Origin of the sequence: Cryobacterium sp. CG_9.6 (genome assembly GCF_029893365.1) — a bacterium.
Classification (GTDB): domain Bacteria; phylum Actinomycetota; class Actinomycetes; order Actinomycetales; family Microbacteriaceae; genus Cryobacterium.
Genome location: NZ_JARXUZ010000001.1, coordinates 714,984 through 735,232 on the forward strand (window position 1 = coordinate 714,984; position 20,249 = coordinate 735,232).

At 63.6% G+C, this 20,249-nt stretch carries 20 protein-coding genes; 12 read left to right on the plus strand and 8 right to left on the minus strand.

Annotated features, from left to right (window positions below):
* Positions 1-53: 53 nt before the first annotated feature.
* Positions 54-725, minus strand: coding sequence for a nucleoside triphosphate pyrophosphatase (locus H4V99_RS03320; protein WP_280675505.1), 672 nt, complete (start codon positions 723-725; stop codon positions 54-56).
* An 89-nt stretch (positions 726-814) separates the two neighbouring features.
* Between H4V99_RS03320 and H4V99_RS03325 the strand changes: the two genes are divergently transcribed.
* The 4 genes from H4V99_RS03325 (at position 815) to H4V99_RS03340 (ending at position 5,308) form a co-directional block, all read left to right on the plus strand.
* Complete coding sequence (locus H4V99_RS03325) at positions 815-2,131, plus strand: TRAM domain-containing protein (RefSeq protein ID WP_280675507.1); 1,317 nt, start codon at positions 815-817, stop codon at positions 2,129-2,131.
* A 36-nt stretch (positions 2,132-2,167) separates the two neighbouring features.
* On the plus strand, positions 2,168-2,869 hold the full coding sequence (locus H4V99_RS03330; protein ID WP_280675509.1) for a response regulator transcription factor: 702 nt from the start codon (positions 2,168-2,170) through the stop codon (positions 2,867-2,869).
* Positions 2,870-2,930: 61 nt separating this feature from the next.
* On the plus strand, positions 2,931-4,277 hold the full coding sequence (locus H4V99_RS03335) for an ATP-binding protein (RefSeq protein WP_280675511.1): 1,347 nt from the start codon (positions 2,931-2,933) through the stop codon (positions 4,275-4,277).
* The gene (locus H4V99_RS03340; protein ID WP_280679930.1) at positions 4,277-5,308 is read left to right on the plus strand and encodes a hypothetical protein; all 1,032 of its coding nucleotides are present in this window, start codon (positions 4,277-4,279) and stop codon (positions 5,306-5,308) included. The genes H4V99_RS03335 and H4V99_RS03340 overlap by 1 nt, the downstream gene beginning before the upstream one ends.
* Before the next feature lie 238 nt (positions 5,309-5,546).
* Here H4V99_RS03340 and H4V99_RS03345 read toward each other — a convergent pair whose 3' ends face one another.
* Both H4V99_RS03345 and H4V99_RS03350 read right to left on the minus strand, forming a co-directional pair.
* Positions 5,547-5,822: an acyl-CoA carboxylase subunit epsilon gene (locus H4V99_RS03345; RefSeq protein ID WP_280675513.1), complete on the minus strand. Its 276-nt coding sequence runs from the start codon at positions 5,820-5,822 to the stop codon at positions 5,547-5,549.
* 6 nt (positions 5,823-5,828) lie between these two features.
* Entirely contained in the window at positions 5,829-7,433 is a 1,605-nt protein-coding gene (locus tag H4V99_RS03350; protein ID WP_280675515.1) for an acyl-CoA carboxylase subunit beta, read from the minus strand.
* Positions 7,434-7,656: 223 nt separating this feature from the next.
* On the opposite strand from H4V99_RS03350, the gene H4V99_RS03355 reads away from it, so the two are divergent.
* Together H4V99_RS03355 and H4V99_RS03360 are read left to right on the plus strand one after the other, a co-directional pair.
* Positions 7,657-8,532 (plus strand): biotin--[acetyl-CoA-carboxylase] ligase, encoded by an 876-nt coding sequence (locus H4V99_RS03355; RefSeq protein ID WP_280675517.1) that lies wholly within the window; start codon positions 7,657-7,659, stop codon positions 8,530-8,532.
* Between the two features lie 21 nt (positions 8,533-8,553).
* On the plus strand, positions 8,554-9,129 hold the full coding sequence (locus H4V99_RS03360; protein WP_280675519.1) for a PH domain-containing protein: 576 nt from the start codon (positions 8,554-8,556) through the stop codon (positions 9,127-9,129).
* 13 nt (positions 9,130-9,142) lie between these two features.
* Here the strand turns inward: H4V99_RS03360 and H4V99_RS03365 are convergent, their stop codons facing one another.
* A complete protein-coding gene (locus tag H4V99_RS03365; protein ID WP_280675521.1) occupies positions 9,143-9,706 on the minus strand; it encodes a GtrA family protein in 564 nt (187 codons plus the stop codon).
* Positions 9,707-9,804: 98 nt separating this feature from the next.
* Between H4V99_RS03365 and H4V99_RS03370 the strand changes: the two genes are divergently transcribed.
* The 3 genes from H4V99_RS03370 to H4V99_RS03380 all read left to right on the plus strand — a co-directional run bounded on the left by H4V99_RS03370 (position 9,805) and on the right by H4V99_RS03380 (position 12,892).
* Positions 9,805-10,971: a 5-(carboxyamino)imidazole ribonucleotide synthase gene (locus H4V99_RS03370; protein WP_280675523.1), complete on the plus strand. Its 1,167-nt coding sequence runs from the start codon at positions 9,805-9,807 to the stop codon at positions 10,969-10,971.
* A gap of 95 nt (positions 10,972-11,066) precedes the next feature.
* Complete coding sequence (gene purE, locus H4V99_RS03375) at positions 11,067-11,534, plus strand: 5-(carboxyamino)imidazole ribonucleotide mutase (protein WP_280679932.1); 468 nt, start codon at positions 11,067-11,069, stop codon at positions 11,532-11,534.
* Positions 11,531-12,892, plus strand: a complete 1,362-nt coding sequence (locus H4V99_RS03380) for an LCP family protein (protein ID WP_280675525.1) — start codon at positions 11,531-11,533, stop codon at positions 12,890-12,892. The genes purE and H4V99_RS03380 overlap by 4 nt, the downstream gene beginning before the upstream one ends.
* A gap of 99 nt (positions 12,893-12,991) precedes the next feature.
* On the opposite strand, the gene H4V99_RS03385 is transcribed toward H4V99_RS03380, so the two are convergent.
* The 3 genes from H4V99_RS03385 to rfbB form a co-directional block, all read right to left on the minus strand.
* Positions 12,992-14,134: a glycosyltransferase family 1 protein gene (locus tag H4V99_RS03385; protein WP_280675527.1), complete on the minus strand. Its 1,143-nt coding sequence runs from the start codon at positions 14,132-14,134 to the stop codon at positions 12,992-12,994.
* Positions 14,131-14,982, minus strand: coding sequence for a dTDP-4-dehydrorhamnose reductase (rfbD, locus tag H4V99_RS03390; RefSeq protein ID WP_280675529.1), 852 nt, complete (start codon positions 14,980-14,982; stop codon positions 14,131-14,133). Before rfbD ends, H4V99_RS03385 begins: the two co-directional genes overlap by 4 nt.
* A gap of 74 nt (positions 14,983-15,056) precedes the next feature.
* On the minus strand, positions 15,057-16,043 hold the full coding sequence (gene rfbB / locus H4V99_RS03395) for a dTDP-glucose 4,6-dehydratase (protein ID WP_280675530.1): 987 nt from the start codon (positions 16,041-16,043) through the stop codon (positions 15,057-15,059).
* A gap of 73 nt (positions 16,044-16,116) precedes the next feature.
* Here rfbB and rfbC point away from each other — a divergent pair, with 73 nt between their 5' ends.
* From rfbC to H4V99_RS03410, 3 genes are all read left to right on the plus strand, one after another.
* Positions 16,117-16,725, plus strand: coding sequence for a dTDP-4-dehydrorhamnose 3,5-epimerase (gene rfbC, locus H4V99_RS03400; protein ID WP_280675531.1), 609 nt, complete (start codon positions 16,117-16,119; stop codon positions 16,723-16,725).
* 4 nt (positions 16,726-16,729) lie between these two features.
* A complete protein-coding gene (gene rfbA, locus H4V99_RS03405; RefSeq protein WP_280675532.1) occupies positions 16,730-17,593 on the plus strand; it encodes a glucose-1-phosphate thymidylyltransferase RfbA in 864 nt (287 codons plus the stop codon).
* Positions 17,594-17,741: 148 nt separating this feature from the next.
* Positions 17,742-18,914 carry a polysaccharide pyruvyl transferase family protein gene (locus tag H4V99_RS03410; protein ID WP_280675533.1) on the plus strand — a complete coding sequence of 391 codons (1,173 nt, stop codon included), beginning with the start codon at positions 17,742-17,744 and terminating at the stop codon, positions 18,912-18,914.
* 294 nt (positions 18,915-19,208) lie between these two features.
* Here the strand turns inward: H4V99_RS03410 and H4V99_RS03415 are convergent, their stop codons facing one another.
* Positions 19,209-20,138, minus strand: a complete 930-nt coding sequence (locus H4V99_RS03415) for a glycosyltransferase family 2 protein (protein WP_280675535.1) — start codon at positions 20,136-20,138, stop codon at positions 19,209-19,211.
* Positions 20,139-20,249: the final 111 nt, after the last annotated feature.

Here is a 20,249-nt window from a genome sequence, read left to right on the forward strand (position 1 = left end):
TCACTGCGGATGCCTACAACAGGTAGCCGATCACAGCCGAAAAGTTGCTCGGATCAGAGCGCGCCGCGCCGGTTCCAGAGGTCGGGCCAGTGATGACCCAGCCCGGCGACGAGTCGGCGGAGCGTGGGGAGTGAGAGCCCCACGACCGTTGAGGGGTCGCCCACGATGCGGGTGATGAACGGCGCGCCGAGGCTGTCAATGGTGAAGGCGCCGGCCACGAACAGCGGCTCGCCCGTTCCTATATAAGCGTCGAGTTCGGCATCCGTGATGTCATCGGCAAAGCTCACCTCCGCCACAGCAACCGCGCCCACGGCCCGGCCCGGCACGCCGTTGATGACCTCAATCAGCCAGTGTCCGGAGTAGAGCATGCCCGTGCGGCCGCGCTGCAGCTGCCAACGCTCGTGCGCCGTGGCCACGGTGTGCGGCTTGCCGTAAATCACGCCGTCGAGCACAAAGACCGAGTCGCCGCCCAGAATCAGCGAGGGAGCGGATGCCTCGGTGCTCACGCTCGACGACGCCGCGTACTGGGCCGCAGCCGCCTCGGCCTTGGCACGCGCAAGCAGCTCGACAACCTCATGAGGCGACAGCGGGGCATCCGCCCCGGCATTCGCCGCGGCGGTCACGGCCTCCTCATCCACATCGGGGGAGATGAGGGCCGGCTCGATTCCCGCCGCCCGTAGAAGGGCGAGTCGAGCGGGGGAGGTGGACGCCAAAATCAGGTGCATGGTTTACTTTCTCACCGATATGGGCACAACCCGCACCGGGCTTCGTCGAGAAGGCCTCAATACGGGGGGCGATGTGGGATTATCGAAGGATGGGCATCAGTAATCACACGCAGTCGAACACCAACAGCACGGCCGAATCACCGGTGGGAACCGAGATCGAACTCGACATCACCAACGTCGCTCACGGCGGAATCTTCGTGGCCCGCCACGAGGGTCGCGTGGTGTTCGTCAGCGACACTCTTCCCGGCGAACGTGTGCGTGCCCGCCTCACCGAGGCCAACCACAAAAGTTTCTGGCGCGCCGAGACCGTTGCAGTCATCACCGAGGCGCCCGAGCGCCAGCCGCACGTGTGGGCAGCCGCGGCCATCGACCGTGCCCCCGAGGATCGCGCGGGCGGTGCGGAGTTGGGCCACATCGAACTGAGTTTCCAGCGCGAGCTCAAGCGCCGTGTGCTGGCCGACGCCCTGCAGCGGATGGCCGGCATCGAGAGTCCCGTGACGGTTGAGTCCGTCCAGGCCGGCCCGAACGCGAGCCCCGGAGACTTCATGGACGGCACGGGATGGCGCACGCGCATCAGCCTGCACGTGGACGAGCACGGCACGGTTGGCCCCTATGCCGCCCGCTCGCACCGCGTGATCCCCGTGAACGACCTCCCGCTGGCCGAGCACGCCATTGAAGAGATCGCGCCGCTCGACACCCTTTTTCACAACGCTGCCACGGTGAACCTCGTGGCACCGTCTGAGGGTCCCGTGCGGGTGCTCGTGGCCGAGAAGGACACGTTCGGCAAGCCGCGCCCAGCCGAGCGCAGCGTGATTCGCGAGCGTGTGGGCGATCGCGAGTTCGAGCTTGACGTCTCCGGCTTCTGGCAGGTGCACTCTCGCGCCGCCGAGACGCTGTTCGCCGCCGTGCAGGATTCCATCGATCCGGAACTGTTCGACCCTCGCGCTACGAACCTCGACCTCTACGGCGGTGTCGGTCTGCTCGCCGCGGCCGTGGGGGACCGCTTCGGCAGCGCCGTGCGCATCACCTCGGTGGAGAGCGATCCCGAGGCCGTGAACTTTGCGGCCACCAACCTGAAGGAATGGGTGGGGGCGACCGCGGAAACCGACCGAGTCGACCGTTACCTGCAGCGTGTTCTTCGCGAAGCGGATGCCGCCCAGCGCGCCCGCCTGCAGGCCGCCACCGTGGTGCTCGATCCGCCCCGGTCCGGAGCCGGCAAGGTGGTCATCGACCAGTTGGGTGCGCTGTCGCCGGCTCAGATCATCTATGTGGCCTGTGACCCGGTGGCTCTGGCCCGCGACGTGGCGCTGCTGGCCGGCTTCGGTTACGAGCTGAAAAATCTGCGTGCTTTTGACCTCTTCCCCAACACTCACCATGTTGAAGCCGTCGCCGTGCTCACGAAATAGCTATCGTTGACCTGAAGACCAAGGAAAGCAGAAATTGTGACACAGCACCTACCCGAGACTCTCGCATCCGCTGACAAGCCGATTCGCGTCGCCATCGTTGATGATCACGAATCGGTGAGATTGGGTCTGCAGGGTGCCTGTGAAAACGCGGGTTACACCGTAGTGTTCACCGCGGCAACCGTGTGGGACCTGATTGCGGGACTCGATGGCCGGGTGTGCGACGTGATTGTTCTTGACCTTGCTCTCGGGGATGGCTCGGTGGTGACCGACAACGTGAAGCTGGCGCAGAGCACGGGTTCGGCTGTGCTCGTGCACAGCATCGCCGACCGAGTGGCATCCGTTCGTGAAGCGCTCGCCGCGGGGGCTGCCGGGGTCATTCCCAAGTCGTCGCCCACCACGAGTGTGATGGCCGCCGTGGCCGCTGTGGCGCATGGTGACGTGCTCAACAACCTCGAATGGGCCACCGCGATTGACGCCGACCGCGACTTTGCCAAGGCCCAGCTCGGCCGCCGGGAACGGGACGTGCTGCACCTGTACGCCTCGGGGCTACCGCTGAAGATGGTTGCCCTGCAGCTGGGTATCGCCCATTCCACCGCCCGGGAATACCTCGACCGCATTCGAGTGAAATATGTGGAGGTGGGTCGTCCGGCCCCCACCAAGGTGGATCTGCTGCGCCGCGCGGTGGAGGACGGCATTTTGCCGGGTCTGGACGTCGAGGCCGGGGACAGCCGTGTCTAAACATGCGGCGCACGCCGCAAGCCCGAGCACGGTCAGTGGGCGCTCCCGCGAGCGTCGCGCTATGACCAGCACCGTTCTCGGGGCCTCAGCCCGCCCCCGCAACTCGCTCAGCCGGGCGCAAATCGAAACCGTGCTCTCCCGCTCCGTGGCTGCGATTTCGGTAATCTTTGCCCTGCAGAGCGTGCCTGCGGTGCTGCACCAGTACGAGGAACATCCCACGGTTGGCACCGCCATCATGGCGGTCGCCCTCGGCCTCGCCATTGCCGGTGTGCTCGTGGCAACGCTGGTGAAGAGGTGCGTGAGCTGGTGCACCGGCACCGTGGCCGTGTTCTACCTCATGGCGATCGCGGCGTGGCCGTTCGTCATTGAGCACACTCCGGTAGACGTGAGTGATAAGCCCTGGCTCTGGTACCTCTGCACCGTGGCAACCTCGTGCGCAGCAATTGGTTTCAGCCCGCGCTGGGCCGCCGTGTACACCGTTGTCGCACCGGTTGCCTACGGGATTGTGCGAATGCAGGATTCGGGCGGTGGAGCGGATCTGCTGCTCGCGTCCCTCGACGTGATGTACGCGGTTATTCTCGGCCAGGTGGTGCTCATCCTGATCACCATGCTGCGCAGCGCCACCAGCAACGTCGACCTGGCCCAGAGCAACGCCCTCGCGCAGTACACCTCCTCGGTGCGTCAGCACGCCACCGACGTGGAACGCGTTGAGGTGGACTCCATCGTGCACGACAGCGTGCTGGCCACGCTCCTCGCGGCTGCGGGCTCACGCACGGCGAAGGGTGCGGAGCTCGCCGCCATCATGGCCGCCAATGCCATCGCGCGTCTGCGAGAGGCCAGCGAGGCCCGCCCCGACGACGTGGCCAGGCTGCCGGTGACGCGGCTTGGCACCCGTCTTCGGCACGAGGCCGCGGCATCCGCTGCCCCGTTCACGTTCATTGACCACAGTGATGCGTCGGTCACCGTGCCGGAACAGGTGAGCGAGGCCCTGTTCGCGGCGGCCGTTCAGGCCATGGTCAACAGTGTGCAACACGCCGGGCGAGCGGATGCCTCGGTGTCGCGTGCCCTCACCCTCACCGCCTCTCCCGATGACGGCTGCCGCATTGAAATCGCCGATTCCGGTGTGGGTTTTGACGCTAGCGCCGTCCCGGAAGAACGACTCGGGTTGCGGGTATCGATTCAGGAACGTGTCACGAGCGTGGGCGGGTTCGTCTGCGTGCGCACGAGCGTGGGGAAGGGAACGATCATCACTCTGCGCTGGCCGCGCCCGGCCGACCAAGCGCCACTGGAGACGGTGGAGGGCGACGGTATCTCGTCAATCGATGTGAGCGAGGGTACCCCGGTCATCGTCGATGGGGACCCACGCAGCGAGCCTGCTGCGCAAGCGGTACCGGGAGCTCTCGCGTGATGAATCATGCGCGTCCGCTGATTCTGGGGCTGGCCGCGCTCTTTTCTGGCTATCACATCCTTCTCGGTATCTATTCGCTCAACCTGCCCCGCTCCGCCGGTCCGATCGTGGCGGCGATGCTGGTTTATGGCATTGCGAGCGTGGCGAGCCTCTGGCCCACCAGCCCTACCCGCATGTCGCTCGGCCTCGCGTTCTTCAACGTGGCCGTGTGCGGAGCGCTGCCGCTGGTTGTGGGGAGCCAGCTGAATGGTTCCTTCAACAACGGCTACGCCACCTGGTACGTGGCTGCCGTGGGAACCCTGCTCACCATCACGGCCACCCGCAAGCGTCCAGCGCTCGCTTTCATCGGTGCGGGGTTTCTGGTTGTTCACACCCTGTGGTGGGCCGGTGTGGGGGCCCTCGGCTCGATGGGTGTCATCGGAAGCGTCGTCTGGGTGGCGGCCGCTGCCCTCCTCTCCCGAGCCCTGGCCAAGGCCGCCCGCGACGCCCAGCAGTTCTCCCGGGCCGAGCGACAGGCGGCCCGCTGGCAGGCTGCCCAGGAGGCACACCTCTACGAGCGACAGGTGCGCCTCACCCACACGAACCGGCTGGCCCTCGCTATGCTGCACGACATCGTGGAGCAGGGCGGTGAGCTCGACGCTGCGCAGCGTCAGGAGTGCCGCTACCTGGAGGGCGCGATCCGGGATGAGATTCGCGGACGCCGACTCCTGAACGACGCCGTCCGCGATCAGGTGATGCTCGCCCGACGTCGCGGAGCAATTGTGACTCTCCTCGACGAGGGGGCCATGGATGATGTCATTGACGAGCAACTGGAGCGGGTGCTCAACACGCTCGCCGCAGCCATTGCGGGCACCACGGCCGACAAGATCATCGTGCGCACCGCAGCAGATGGCTCCGACACGGCCGTCACGGTCGTGGGTCTGCGCAGCCCGAACCCCACAACCGTCTCGTTTGGGCACGACGACACCGGTGACGAGGTTGAGCTGTGGCTGGAGATTCCCCGGGAGCTCCAGGTACCTCAGCGGCTCTAAGTACAGGCTCGCAGCACACCAGAGGCCCCATGCGAAAGGGACCAGCCGAGGCTGGTCCCTGTCAACATTTCGAGCGTAGGTGACAACCCGAATGCCACCGTACCCGCCCCCACATTCTCGCCTCAATACCCTAGTCGGCGAGAATCTGGTGGTGTAACTCTGTGAGCAACACCGAGCACTTACCATTGTGAACTCTTTCACAAGAAAGCACAGTCGGCATTTAGGGGGACACGCGCATTTAGCCGGAAAAACTCCGCCAGCTGCCCGGCCCAGGGGTGATCGGCGAACGAACGGAGCGCTGGTTTCGCTGCCAGGCGCTCTGGCCGTGGCCCGGTGCGGAGCGCCGTTCATCCGACTCCTCGCGCAGCAGACCACGAAGAATAGCGATCACGGCGGAGGCCTCGGTGTCGCTGACGCCCGGAGTGAGGAAGATAACGTCGGACGGGTCAAATTCCGCGCGGGCGGGCGGTGCGACAGCCGCCGGAGGCGGGGTGTGCGTCTGAGTGTCTGTCATGGTGCCCTACAGCGGGATGTTCCCGTGCTTCTTGGCTGGGAGCGTGGCGCGCTTGGTGCGCAGCGCACGCAGGGCCTTGGTGACCGCCACGCGGGTAGCGGCCGGTTCGATCACTCCGTCGAGCTCACCGCGCTCCGCAGCCAGGAACGGGCTCGCCACGTTGTAGGTGTATTCGTTCGCGAGGCGCGTGCGCACCGCAGCCACATCTTCGCCGTTGGCCTCGGCCTGCTTGATCTCGGCGCGGTAAAGAATGTTCACGGCACCCTGGCCACCCATCACAGCGATTTCCGCGGTGGGCCAGGCCAGGTTAATGTCGGCTCCGAGCTGCTTGGAACCCATCACGATGTACGCTCCGCCGTAGGCCTTCCGCAGAATCACCGTAACGAGCGGCACGGTGGCCTCGGCGTAGGCGTAGAGCAGCTTGGCTCCGCGGCGAATGATGCCGGTCCACTCCTGGTCGGTTCCGGGCAGAAAACCCGGAACATCCACGAGGGTGAGAATCGGAATCGAGAACGCGTCACAGAACCGCACGAAACGGCTGGCCTTCTCGCCGGCCTCAATGTTGAGGGTTCCCGCCATGGCGCTCGGCTGGTTGGCCACGATGCCGATGGAACGGCCCTCCACGCGGGCGAAACCCACCACAATGTTCGGGGCGAACAGCGGCTGCGTCTCGAGAAAGTCGCCGTTGTCCACAATGTGGGAAATAACGGTCTTCACGTCGTACGGCTGGTTCGTGGAATCGGGGATGATGAAGTTGAGCTTGAGGTCGGCATCCGTGGTCTCAAGCTCGACATCGCTGTCGAAGACCGGCAGCTCGGCGAGGTTGTTGTCGGGAAGGTAGCTCAGCAGGGTGCGCGCGAAGTCCAGCGCGTCGGCCTCGTCACTCGCGAGATAGTGCGAGACACCGGAGACCTTGTTGTGCGTGAGGGCACCGCCGAGTTCCTCCATGCCCACGTCTTCACCGGTGACGGTCTTGATCACGTCGGGTCCGGTGACGAACATTTGGCTGGTCTTGTCCACCATGATCACGAAGTCGGTGAGGGCCGGTGAGTACACCGCGCCACCCGCGGCCGGGCCACAGATGATCGAGATCTGCGGGATGACGCCGGAGGCGGCCGTATTGCGACGGAAGATCTCGCCGTACTTGCCGAGGGCCACGACGCCCTCCTGAATGCGGGCTCCGCCGGAGTCGAGGATTCCCACGATGGGGACGCCGGTCTTCAGGGCCAGGTCCATCACCTTGATGATCTTCTCGCCGGCCACCTCGCCGAGCGATCCGCCGAAGATGGTGAAGTCCTGCGAGTACACGGCCACCTGGCGTCCGTGGATGGTGCCGGTGCCGGTGACCACGGCGTCGCCGTAGGGCCGCTTCTTCTCCATGCCAAACGCCACGGTGCGGTGGCGCACAAACTCGTCCAGTTCGACGAACGAGCCCTGGTCGAGCAGCTGGTCGATGCGCTCCCGGGCAGTCATCTTGCCCTTGGCGTGTTGCTTCTCCACGGCGGCGGCCCCACTGGCGGTCACGGCCTCGTGATAACGCAGCTTGAGGTCGGCGAGCTTTCCAGCCGTCGTGTACAGGTCGGGGCCCGGCAGGGGCGTCTTGTCAGTCACCGTTTTACTCTACCGGCCAGCCCCCATCGGGGCGCGTTGACGATTCTCCACAAAGAACCGCTGTTTCGCTGGTTGGTTCCCCTGCCCCCGTCGCTAATTCAGGAGATTGGGCTCCTTTACGCCGCGACACGCGTGTCTGTGGGCCGTTGGGGGAGAATATCCTGAACTAGCGACGTAGCGAGGCCGAACCTGGGCCTCCGCTCGCCACAATCAAGGAGTGCGTATGGAGTTTCCGCTCAGCCAACCGGTCGTTGCCCGCTTCGAGTTCGTTACCGAGGCCGGTTCCACCAACGACGTTCTCGTGCAGCACGCAACGGGAGCGGATGCCTCCGCTTGGCCCGACCTGTCGGTTGTCGTTACCGACAACCAGACTCAGGGCCGGGGCCGACTGGGCCGTACCTGGCTCGCGCCCACCGGCAAGTCCCTCGCCATTTCGGTGCTGCTGCGCCCGGAGCTCCCCGGCGGCGTGCCGCTTCCGTCGCATCGGCTGGGCTGGTTTCCTCTTCTGGCCGGCGCCGCCATGACACAGGCCGTGCGCGACAGCATTCCCGCACACCACACCGTCGCGGGGCGGGCCACCGCGGCCACCACAGCCCCCGCGACGGATCCCGAGAACCAGCCGCCCACTCACGAGGTCACCCTGAAGTGGCCTAATGACGTGCTGATCGACGGCTACAAGGTGTCCGGGGTGCTCAGCGAGCTGCTCCCGGATGCCCGCGGCATGGTCATCGGCACCGGCGTGAACCTCTCGCTCTCCGAGCACGACCTGCCCACGCTCACCTCCACCTCCCTGCTTCTGGTCACCGGCACCGCACCGGTTACGGACGAGGTTTTGGCCCGCTACCTCACCCGGTTCACGGCGCTCTATGCGGCGCTCCTGGCGGCCGACGGTGATCCGCAGAAAAGTGGCCTGCACGACACCGTGAACGAACTCTGCGGAACTCTCGGCGCCGTCGTTCGCGTGGAGCTGCCCGGCGGCACCGACGTGATCGGCACGGCACAGTCCATTGACGAGGATGGCCGCCTCGTGGTGCTGAACCACGCCGATGGCGAGGTTCAGGCTGTCGCCGCCGGTGATGTCACCCACCTGAGGTATTAATAGAGTGATGGGCAACGCGCGATGAGTAAGAAGAAGAAAACGGACGGCGGCGACACCGGGCCGATGCCACTGTATGCCCCGGCACCAGAGAAGGTCGTTGCGCGCATTCGTCCGCACGTTCGGGTGCTGTTCTGGCCCACCATCCTGCTGTTCGCGGTGTGCGCCGTGACCGGGTTTTACGCCGGCAACCTGCCGGAACCGTGGCAGAACACACTCCTCCTGCTGGGCGCGGCGCTCGTCATCCTCGTGGGGTGGCTACTCCCGCTCGCATTCTGGCTCACTCACCGCTACACGGTCACCACCCGGCGCATCATCTTTCGCCGCGGCTTCTTCGTGCGCACCCGGCAAGAACTCGTGCACAGCCGCGGCTACGAGGTGACGGTGCGCCAGACCTGGTTGCAATCGTTGTGGCGATCAGGCACGGTGAGCATTAATACCGGCCTGAAGCATCCGCTTGTGATCAGTGATATTCCGAATGCCGAACTCGTGCAGCAGGTGCTCAACGACCTCATGCACGAGTCGCGCAGCATGATCGGCACCAGTCGGCAGGAGCAGTGGGCGCTCTCGCCCGAAACAAGCGGTTGGGGCCGCTCCTAGTTCACGGCGGGGGTTAGCGGCGTTCGGATTCCTGCAGCCGAATGGCGCGCAGTTCCAACGCCTCCAGCTCGAGGAGTGTGGGTTCGGATGCCTGCAGGTCGGCCTCCACCTCGGCGGCGGCAGCGCGGCGGGTGGGTGAAAAGACCCAGTAGCGGTAGAGCACAAAACGAAAGATGGAGCCGAGGGCGAGCCCAATGACGTTGGACGAGATGTTGTCGGCGAGGACACTCGTATAGCCGAGCACGTAGTGGCTCACCCACAGGCAGGCGATGCCGATTCCCATGCCCACGAGGCTGACGGCTAAGAATTCGAGGCCCTCGCGCACGGCACGGCTCTGGCGGTGCTGACCGAAGGTCCAGTACCGGTTGCCAACCCAGTTGGTCGCAATGGCGAGCGAGGTGGAGACGATCTTGGCGTAAATGGGACCGGCAGACACGTTCTCCGGTGTGAAGACGGTGGTGCGCAGCAGCAGGAAAACGGTCATGTCAACGGCAAAACCCACCAGACCGACCGCGCCAAACTTGCCGACCTGGGTTGCGAGGCTCAGGAGGCGGCTACGGTTGATCGTGACTGTCACACTCATCCATCCGTCGATCGTACAATTGCCACCGGCGTACGGGCAGATCGCAGTCTATGACCAGCGTGAATGCACAACCTGAGAATTGCCCCGTTTGGATGAACGTCTGTGAAGAAAATGGTGAACACATGGCTTTGACCGTTGGTGTTATTGGCGGTGGCCAGCTGGCCCGAATGATGATTCCCGCTGCCGTGGCGCTCGGAATCGACCTGCGGGTGCTCGCCGAGCAGGAACGGATGTCGGCCGAGCTCGCCGCAACCGCCGTGGGCGACTACCGCGACCTCGATACTGTTCTGGCGTTTGCCGAGACCGTGGATGTGATCACGTTCGACCACGAGCATGTGCCACAGGAGATTCTGCGCGAGCTGGTGCGCCGCGGGATCGAGGTGCATCCGGGCCCTGACGCGCTGCTCTACGCGCAGGACAAGCTGCTGATGCGGGCGCGGCTCACCGAGCTGGGACTGCCGGTTCCCGACTGGGCGGCCGTGGAGAACGCCGAGCAGCTCGGGGCGTTTCTGGCCGCGCACGGCGGTCGCGCGGTCGTGAAGACCGCCCGCGGTGGCTACGACGGCAAGGGCGTGCGGGTGGTGTCGCACGAGCGAGAAGCCGACGATTGGTTCACGGCGCTCGCCGAAGACGCCAACGGCGGCGCTCTGCTCGTGGAAGAACTCGTGGAGTTTCGCCGCGAACTCGCCCAGGTGGTGGCGCGCCGTCCCTCCGGCGAGATCGCTCTCTGGCCGGTGGTGGAAACGGTGCAGCGCGGGGGAGTGTGCGCCGAAGTCACCGCGCCCGCGCCCGGTTCGGTCGGGCGTCTCTCCGACGTTGCCGCCGACATCGCCATTGCCGTGGCTGAGGGCATCGGGGTTACGGGCGTGCTCGCCGTCGAGCTGTTTGAGACAACGGATGATCGTTTGCTCGTGAATGAGCTGGCCATGCGTCCGCATAACAGCGGTCACTGGTCCATCGACGGATCCACCACGAGCCAGTTCGAGCAGCACCTGCGCGCGGTGCTGGATCTTCCGCTGGGTGCGACCGGAACACGAGACACCTGGTCGGTCATGGTCAATGTGTTCGGGGGACCAGCCGAGGGCACGATGGGTGACCGGTATTCGGTGGCGATGGTGGAGCATCCGCTTGCGAAGGTACACAACTACGGCAAGGCCAGCCGGCCCGGTCGAAAGGTGGGACACGTGACCGTGGGCGGCGACGATCTCGACGACGTGATGTACCACGCGCGCGCCACTGCGGCATTTTTGCAGGACTGAGCCATAGGATCGACTCCGTGCTAGACAACTCCGCGTCAGACGCGCCCACGCCAGCTGATCCTGCCGTTTCGGAGACCCCGCTCGTGGGAGTGGTCATGGGCTCGGACTCGGATTTCACCGTGATGAGCGCTGCGGTGCAGGTGCTGCGTGACTTCGGTGTGGCGTGTGAGGTGCAGGTGGTGTCGGCTCATCGCACACCGCACGAGATGATCGCCTACGGGGAGACCGCGCACGAGCGTGGCCTGCGCGTGATCATTGCCGGAGCCGGTGGGGCGGCGCATCTGCCCGGAATGCTGGCCGCGGTGACGACGCTGCCCGTAGTGGGCGTTCCCGTGCCGCTTGGCCTGCTCGACGGCATGGACTCGCTGTTGTCGATTGTGCAGATGCCGGCCGGCGTGCCCGTGGCAACGGTGTCGATTGGAGGCGCACGCAACGCCGGGTTGCTGGCCGTGAAGATTCTGGCCACCGTCGACGACACGCTGCGGGTGAAGCTGGAAGAGTTCATGGGCAGCCTGCACGAGCAGGCCAAGCAAAAGAACCGCGACTTGCAGGCGCGCCTATGAGCCAGATAACCAACCCCATTCGCTACCCGGACGTTGGATCGACGCACACCATGACCAAGCGAGCCTGGTGGCTCGTGGCGCTGAATGTGGCACTGCCCGGCTCGGTGCAGGTGCTGGCCGGTAATCGCCGGCTGGGGCGGTTCGGTCTGGGAGCCACACTCACGTTTATCGCGCTCGCCGCGGTGACGGTTGCCGCGTACGTGCTGTGGCCGGAGGTGGTCCTCACCGTCTTCACCAATAACGTTGGACTCTGGGCGGCGGCGCTTGCGCTGGCGTTCTACGGCGTGGTGTGGCTGATGCTCACCCTCGACACGCTCCGACTCGTGCGATTGGTGCGCGCCGCACCGGGGGCGCGGCCGGTCATTGCCGTGCTGACGACCGCCGTCATGCTTTTTGTGGTGGGGGGCGCCGGGTATGGCGCCTACGTTGCCACCACCGCGAGCGGTTTTCTGTCCGACGTGTTCGTGGCCGGACCCACGGAGCCGCCCGTCAATGGCCGGTACAACGTGCTGCTGATGGGCGGCGACGCCGGAGCCGACCGCAACGGGCTGCGCCCCGACAGCATCTCGGTGGTGAGCGTCGATGCCACGACCGGCCAGGCCACCACCATCAGCTTGCCCCGCAACCTTCAGGATGCACCGTTCTCCGACGGCTCGGCGCTCGGTGCACTGTATCCCGAGGGGTACGGGGCCATCGACGGCTGTGACACGGATGCCTGTCAGCTCAACTCCGTGTTCACGGAGGCCGAGCTCAAACGCGCCTTCCTGTACCCCGACGCCACGGCGCAGGGACGCAGCCCCGGAATTCAGGCCACCATCGAGGCGGCTCAGGGCATCACCGGACTGACGATTCAGTACTTTGTGCTGATCGACATGCAGGGGTTCTCCGACCTGATCGATGCGCTGGGTGGCATCGACATCACCGTGCAGAACCGGGTTCCGGTGCACACCGACGACACGTTCACGAAGGTGCTTTTCTGGTTCGAGCCCGGCCCGCAGCACATGGATGGCTACCACGCGCTCTGGTTCGCCCGCTCGCGGCACGGAACCAGCGACTACGACCGCATGCAGCGCCAGACGCAGATGCAGGAAGCACTGCTCGCGCAGGCGAACCCGGCGAATGTGCTCACCAAGTTTCAGGCCGTGGCTGAGGCTGGCACGCAGGTGGTGAAAACCGATGTCCCGCAGGGCATGTTGGGCTACTTTGTAAATCTGGCGTCGAAGACGAAGACGTTCCCGGTGACGGCGGTGCCGCTCATTCCGGAAAACGGGGTCGACCCGGAGAACCCCGACTACGCGGCGATCAAGGTGCTCATCGATGCGGCTCTGGCGCCTGCTACGGCGGCTCCGTCGCAGTAGTCACTGCTACCGGGGGGTCTCGACACGCGCCCTGGCGGGCACTGCTCGACCAGCGGACGTGCGGGCGGGCACTGCTCGACCAGCGGAAGTGCGGGCGGGCTAGAGGTCGGCGTGCAGCTGCCAGACGCGCTCGGCTGAGTCCCGCCACGAGAAGGCGCGGGAGCGGTCGCTGCCAAAGATACGCAGGCGCTGATTCAGCTCGGTGTCGCCCAGCACACGCGACAGTGCTGCGGCCAAGCGCTCGGAGTAACCGTCGGCATCCGCTCTCTCCACCACCACACCAGCGTCGCCGGCGGCTTCCACCAGCGCGGGCGCGTCGGAGTGCACAACCGGCGTGCCCAGGTGGAAGGCCTCAATGATGGGCAGCGCGAAGCCTTCTTCGAGGCTCGGGTAGGCGAACACGGAGGCTCGCGCGATGACGATGGCGAGGTCTTCGTCGCTCAGCCCCGACATGGCGCGCACTCGGCCCGGCTCGAGACCGGCCTCTTCGGCTACCGAGGCGATATTGAGCTCGCCCCACGTGTCCGGTCCGATCACGATCAGTGGCAGGTCCGGCGCGCCGGGGAGTCCCATCGCGGTGATGAGCGCGGTGATGCCCTTGCGGGGGTCGAGCGTGCCTGTGGCGGCAATGTATTCCTCCGGCAGCCCGAGAGCGGCCACGCGGCCCGACACCAGCGAGTCGGTGGGCAGCATCAGACCGCTGCCCACGGCGCCGCCAATGACGCGTATGCGGTCTCCGAAGTCCATGATCTCGGCCAGCTGCTGCGCAACCGCGTGGCTCGGCACCACCACGGCGTCCGCGTGCTTGCGTGCGCGCTTCACCATGGCCTTCGTCCAGCCCACGGTCGTGGGCGTGAGCGATTCCGGATGCGTCCACGCGAGTACGTCGTGAATAGTCAGGGCAATCTGTGTGCCGTCGCTCTGCCGGTCGTGGCGGCGAAGCGGTGCCAGCAGGCTCGGCGCGTGAATCATGCCTGTTCCCGTGGACGCCGTGACACCGAGGCTCCACGCCACAGCAAGCTCGCGCCGGGCCAGCGTCGTTTTCGTCAGTGACACCAGGCCCGGTAATGCGGCGTCAATCGCCTCGTACTGGTCGGGCGGAGACGAGGAGACAATGCCCTCGACCTCACACCCGGCCGGTGCCGTGGCAATGAGCGCACGGGTGAGTTCCTCGGTGTAGCGGCCCACGCCGCCGGGAACAGGCGCCACCATTTGATCAACGACAACACGGAGGGTGATCATTCGTTTGTGAATGCTCCCTCGGCGGCGGCCGCGGTGAGGGCCTCCTGCCAGGGGCGCATGGGCTCGAGGCCGGCGGCACGCCAGGCGTCGTGACCGAGAACCGAGTACGCGGGGCGGGGGGCTGGGCGCACAAAGCCGGCCGCATCCGTGGGGAGCACGCGTTCCGGGTCCAGGCCTGCCGACACGAAGACGGCTCGAGCGAAGTCGAACCAGCTGGTCTTGCCGGCGTTGGTGCCGTGATAAATGCCGGCCGGGGCATCCGCGTCGAGAAGGTAGACAATTTGGGCCGCGAGGTCGCTGGTCCAGGTGGGCTGGCCAAACTGGTCGTTGACCACGCTCACCGTGTCGTGCGTGGCGGCCAGGCGCAGCATGGTTTTGGCGAAGTTGGGACCATGCTGGCCGTAGAGCCACGCGGTGCGCACAATGTAGGACGCCGGAGCGTTGTGTGCGAGCACAAACTCCTCGCCGGCGGCCTTGGTGCGACCGTAGGCGCTGATCGGGTCACGGGGGGTGTTCTCGGCGTAGGGCGTGGTGGCGCTGCCGTTGAACACGTAGTCGGTGGACACCTGAACCATGCGAACACCGGCAACGGATGCCGCGATCGCCAAATTCTTGGCACCCACGGCGTTCACGGCATACGCGGCGTCTTCGTGTGTTTCGGCGTCGTCCACCTTCGTGTACGCCGCAGCGTTGATCACCACGTCTTGACCCTCAACCGCGGCCGTCACGGCGTCAAGGTCGGTCACGTCGAGGTTTTCGCGGGCCAGCGCGGTCACTGTGTGGCCGGCCAGCGCCGTCTGTAGGTCGCGGCCGAGCATGCCCGATGCGCCGGTGATCAAATACTTCATGAAGCTCCTCTAAACAGTGAAAATTTCGTTCCACCCCATGCGAAAGTACCGTGAAAGCGGAGTCAGCGGTGAGGCTAGTTGAGTGCGGCGCGGGCCTTGAGCGGCTCCCACCAGCTGCGGTTGTCGCGGTACCACTGCACCACGTCGGCGAGGCCCTGTTCAAAGGGGACCTCGGGCGCGTAGCCCAGCTCGGCCTGGATCTTGGAGATGTCCACCGAGTAGCGCAGGTCGTGGCCGAGGCGGTCGGCGACGCGGTCCACGTACGACCAGTCCTTGCCGGTGGAGTCGAGCAGCATCTGCGTGAGCTCTTTGTTGGTGAGCTCGGTGCCGCCACCAATGTTGTAGATCTCGCCGGCGCGGCCGTTCACGAGCACCATGGCAATGGCGCGGGTGTGGTCGTCAACGTGCAGCCAGTCGCGAATGTTGTTGCCCTCGCCGTAGAGGGGAACGTGCAGGTCGTCGATCAGGTTGCTGACGAACAGCGGGATGACCTTTTCGGGAAAGTGGTACGGGCCGTAGTTGTTCGAGCAGCGCGTGATCGACACGTTGAGGCCGTGGGTGCGGTGGTAGCTGCGCGCAAGCAGGTCGCTGCCGGCCTTCGACGCGGAGTAGGGGGAGTTCGGCTCAAGGGCGCGCTCTTCGTTCCACGAGCCCTCGGCGATGGAGCCGTAGACCTCGTCTGTGGACACGTGCACGAAACGCTTGAGGTTGTTGCGCAGGGCAGCATCGAGCAGCTGCTGCGTGCCGAGCACGTTGGTCTCCACAAAGATGGAGGCGTCGCGCACGCTCCGGTCAACGTGCGATTCGGCGGCAAAGTGCACCACGGCGTCGATGCCCGGGAACAGGGTGTCGAGCAGAGCGCCGTCGCGAATGTCACCGTGTACAAAGCTGTAGCGCGGGGAGTCGGCAATCGGAGCCAGGTTCTCGAGGTTGCCCGAGTAGGTGAGAGCGTCGAGCACCACAACTTCGGCGCCTTCGAGGCCCGGGTATTTGTCTTCGATGGTTCGACGCACAAAGTTCGAGCCGATGAAACCGGCGCCGCCGGTGACGAGAATCTTCATATAGGGGTAACCGTTCCGTTCGCTTCAATGGCCTCCGCGATTCTACCGGAAGCCGATTGGTAGACTTCCCAACGTGCAGATTCGCGAACTCTCCATCCCAGACTCCTATGAGATCACCCCGAAGCAGTTCGGAGACGACCGGGGAGTCTTCCTCGAGTGGTACCGATTCGACAAACTGGAGGCCGTGATCGGGCATCCACTCAGCCTCGCTCAGGCCAACACGTCAGTGTCGAAGCGTGGATCCGTGCGAGGCATCCACTTCGCCGACATCCCGCCGAGCCAGGCCAAATATGTCACAGCTGTGCACGGCGCCGTGCTCGACTACATCGTTGACATTCGCGTGGGTTCGCCCACGTACGGCCAGTGGGACAGCGTCCTCCTTGACGACACCGATCGCCGTGCTGTCTACATCTCTGAAGGTATTGGGCACTGCTTTGTGGCGCTCACCGAGAACGCCACGGTGAGCTACCTCGTGAACAGCACGTTCAGCCCCGGACGCGAGCACGGCATCAACCCGCTGGACCCGGAAATTGGTCTGGTCTTCCCGCCCGAAGCTGGTGAGTTGCTCCTGTCTCCGAAGGACACCGAGGCGCCCGGGCTGGCCGCTGCTGCAGCCGCCGGGATCCTGCCCACCTGGGACGCTGCCCGGGCCTACTACGACTCACTGAATGACAGGAAATAAATAAATGCGCGGAATCATTCTCGCTGGCGGGTCGGGCACGCGCCTGTGGCCCATCACCAAGGGCATCTCAAAGCAGCTCATGCCCATTTACGACAAGCCCATGATCTACTACCCCTTGTCGACGTTGATGATGGCGGATATCAAAGAGATTCTCATCATCACGACCCCCGAGTACAACGAGCAGTTTCGTGCGCTGCTGGGCGACGGTTCAGACCTCGGTATCCGAATTGAGTACGCTGTGCAGCCGTCTCCCGACGGGCTCGCGCAGGCCTTCATTATCGGCGAGGAATTCATTGGAGATGAGAGCGTTGCTCTCGTGCTCGGCGACAATATTTTCCACGGTGCGGGCCTTGGGTCTGCGCTTCGGGGAAATGCCGAGATCGAGGGTGCGCGCATCTTCGCGTACCACGTCAGTAATCCCACAGCGTACGGCGTTGTCGAGTTCGACGAGTCGATGACGGCTATCTCCATCGAAGAGAAGCCAGCAAAGCCGAAAAGCAACTACGCGGTTCCCGGACTCTATTTCTACGACAACTCCGTGGTCGCGATCGCCAAGACAATCGAGCCGAGCGCCCGCGGGGAACTTGAAATCAGCACGGTCAATGAGCGATACCTCGAACAGGGCACCCTGCACGTTCAGGTTCTCGACCGGGGAACAGCGTGGCTGGATACCGGAACGTTCGAGTCGATGATGCAGGCATCCGAGTATGTGCGCGTTATTGAGGACCGTCAGGGCTTCAAAGTGGGGTGCATCGAGGAGATCGCCTGGCGTGCCGGCTGGATCACGAACGCGCAACTGTCGGAGTTGGCGGCACCGCTGCTAAAGAGTGGCTACGGACGGTACCTGGCAAGTTTGTTGCCGGCCTGAGAGATCCGTGCTCTGGATCGTATTTCAATCCGTCCGACGTATTCGAACGTGGTTAGGTGAAGAGTCGACTGATTGGCTCTTCAAGATGGTCCCCAGTTATGATGACGGTGATCATTTTTTGGTGTGATCGAGAGAAGAGCGCAGTCATTTGTCAGAAATCAGCGGCGGCCCCAATGTTCTCTTAGTTGGTGCTTACGAGAGAGACAACTTCGGTGATTTGCTTTTCTTTCAGCTCACTCGGGAGTATCTTTCGGATTTTCGAGTTACTGCGGGTTCAATAATCGGTGCGGATATGACTGGACTGCTGGGGACCATGGTCCACCCCCACAACAGTCTTCTTGCCCGCGAGCGGTGGGATGCCATTTGGGTCGTTGGTGGAGAGGTGGGAGGCGTCTCTGCAGAAAACGCGCTGACCATGTCGCTCAATGACTCCGAGGGGGGTGTGTTTGACCGCGTTTCCGCAATCGGACGCGACGCTATCCTCTCGTTCTTGGCTGACTCATCCGCAATCGCACCGGCTTACTTCCCGCAGTTGTCGCGGTTCTCCTTGAATCGTGACACGCCGCTGATCATTAATTCGGTTGGCTTGGCAACAATGCAACCGCAGGGAGCATCCGATAGCGACGATCTCGCCATCTCCGCGCTCCGTGGAGCTACTGCCTTACATGTTCGGGACCCAGCTTCTGCGGCATTCGCGGCAGATGCCGGCTTGAAGGCGACGCTCGGACCAGACATGGTTCACGCAATCTCGATCCTCCACCCCGAACTTGGAAACGGTTCGGATCCGGAGAAAGATCCATACTTCCTCTTCCAGGCCAACGCGAACCTGATTGGTGCGTACGGCGCTGAGGCAATCGCTCAGTCTTTGGTTGATATTTCGGAAACCACGGGGTGGCGGCCTGTTTTATTCTTGGCGGGAGTTGCGCGACACCATGACCGCTCAGATCAGTACGACGAAGTCATTCGGGCTATTCATCAGACAGCACCTTCCCTGCATGCCATGGTAATTTCTACTCGAAATCCATTAGAACTGGCAGGTTGGATTGCGAGATCTCAACTCTGGATCGGATCATCACTGCATGGGCGAATCATTGCAGGGTCTTTCGCTAAGCCGCGGGTTAGTCTTGAAAATCGGAAAGTGGAGACTTACGCGTCGAAATGGGACGTCGAGTTCCCAACCAAGGTGGGGATAAGTTCAATGACAGATTCCGTGTCGGTCGCCATAAGCAAAGCTCAGATTGATCAGAATGTACGTGACTCTGTTCAGCTTTCCCATATCGCCCACGACGCGACTCAGAACCTAGTCAGGACTTTTTTATGAGTGGCGAGCCCCGCAATGTCGCTGTGGCCATCGAAGAACTTCATCGACGTGCAGTCTTCTTTGAGGTCATTTCCTCCTACGAGGACCAGCACAATGCCGCGTTGGCAAGAGTCGCTGGACTGACTATGGAGTTAGAAACTGCCCTCAGCAACCAAAATCTTCTTCGTGAACAACTTCTGGTCCAGCAGGCCGAAATCAGCAAGTTGTGCGTACGAATAGATGGGATGGAGCACAGTACGTCCTGGAGGGCCACTGAACCTCTTAGACGAATTAGCAGGTTCGTTCGAGGCTCATCTACCGCTTAGTGTTCCGGGTACCTTCGAGGTGAGAACGGAGCCCCAGTCCGACGCCCAAGGCAACTCGCAGGGGCCAGCGAGCCCAGCCAGAATACTTCTTGGATAGAAATTTGACAGCGCTGTCGTGATGGGCCCGAATCATCTGTCCTGCATTCTCTTGCGTAGAATGAGCACCGGTATGTACGACGACCGCAGCTGGTTCGTAGACATTTCGCAGCCCAAGTTTTCCAATCCGATAACCCAAGTCCACGTCTTCAAAGTACATAAAATAGGACTCGTCGAATCCTTGAAGTTCGAGAAACACCGTTCGACGGATAAGTAGGCAAGCGCCCGAAAGCCACCCTGCATCCCGCTGGAGGGGCATTGCGGGGGTTTCGCTACGATACCGCCGCGTCCATGGATTACTCGGCCACAGGTTTGAGAACAACGCGTGCCCAACTCCGGAACGCAAAGACGGAATCGTGCGTGCCGAGGGATACGTGTCTCCGTTTGACGACAGGATACGTGGTCCGACTGCGGCCACTAGCGAATCAGATTGAGCTGTTGCAAGAAGAGCATCAATGGCGCCCGGACTCAGTGTGACGTCCGGATTGCTAATCAGAATCCAGTCGATTTCGGGCGATAGCAACTCAACAGCAGCGTTGATTGCATGCCCGTAGCCAAGGTTAGAAGGAAGCGGCAAATACCGAGCGCCGAATTCTCGTGCCAAACGCTGTACCTCGTCCAGGGAAACGGAGGGTTTATTGTCGGCCACCACGATTTCAAGGGTCCTTGTGGACGCTTCGACCAGGGTGGACAGAAATGGCCCAAGAACATCCCCCGATCCGAAGCTGACGGTCACCACACCGATGTGATGGGAAATGGTTTGATTTCCGGGAATTGTGATCTCTGGATCCAACATTGTCTTCTTACGGTAAATGAATTCCAAGGTTAGTTCACTTTCGCGGTGTTGTTCGTCTCTATGGCATGAGCCGACTTCCGTGGCAGAGTCGGTTGCTAGACTCAATCACCGTGGTTAGAAACATTCAGACTAAGCGGA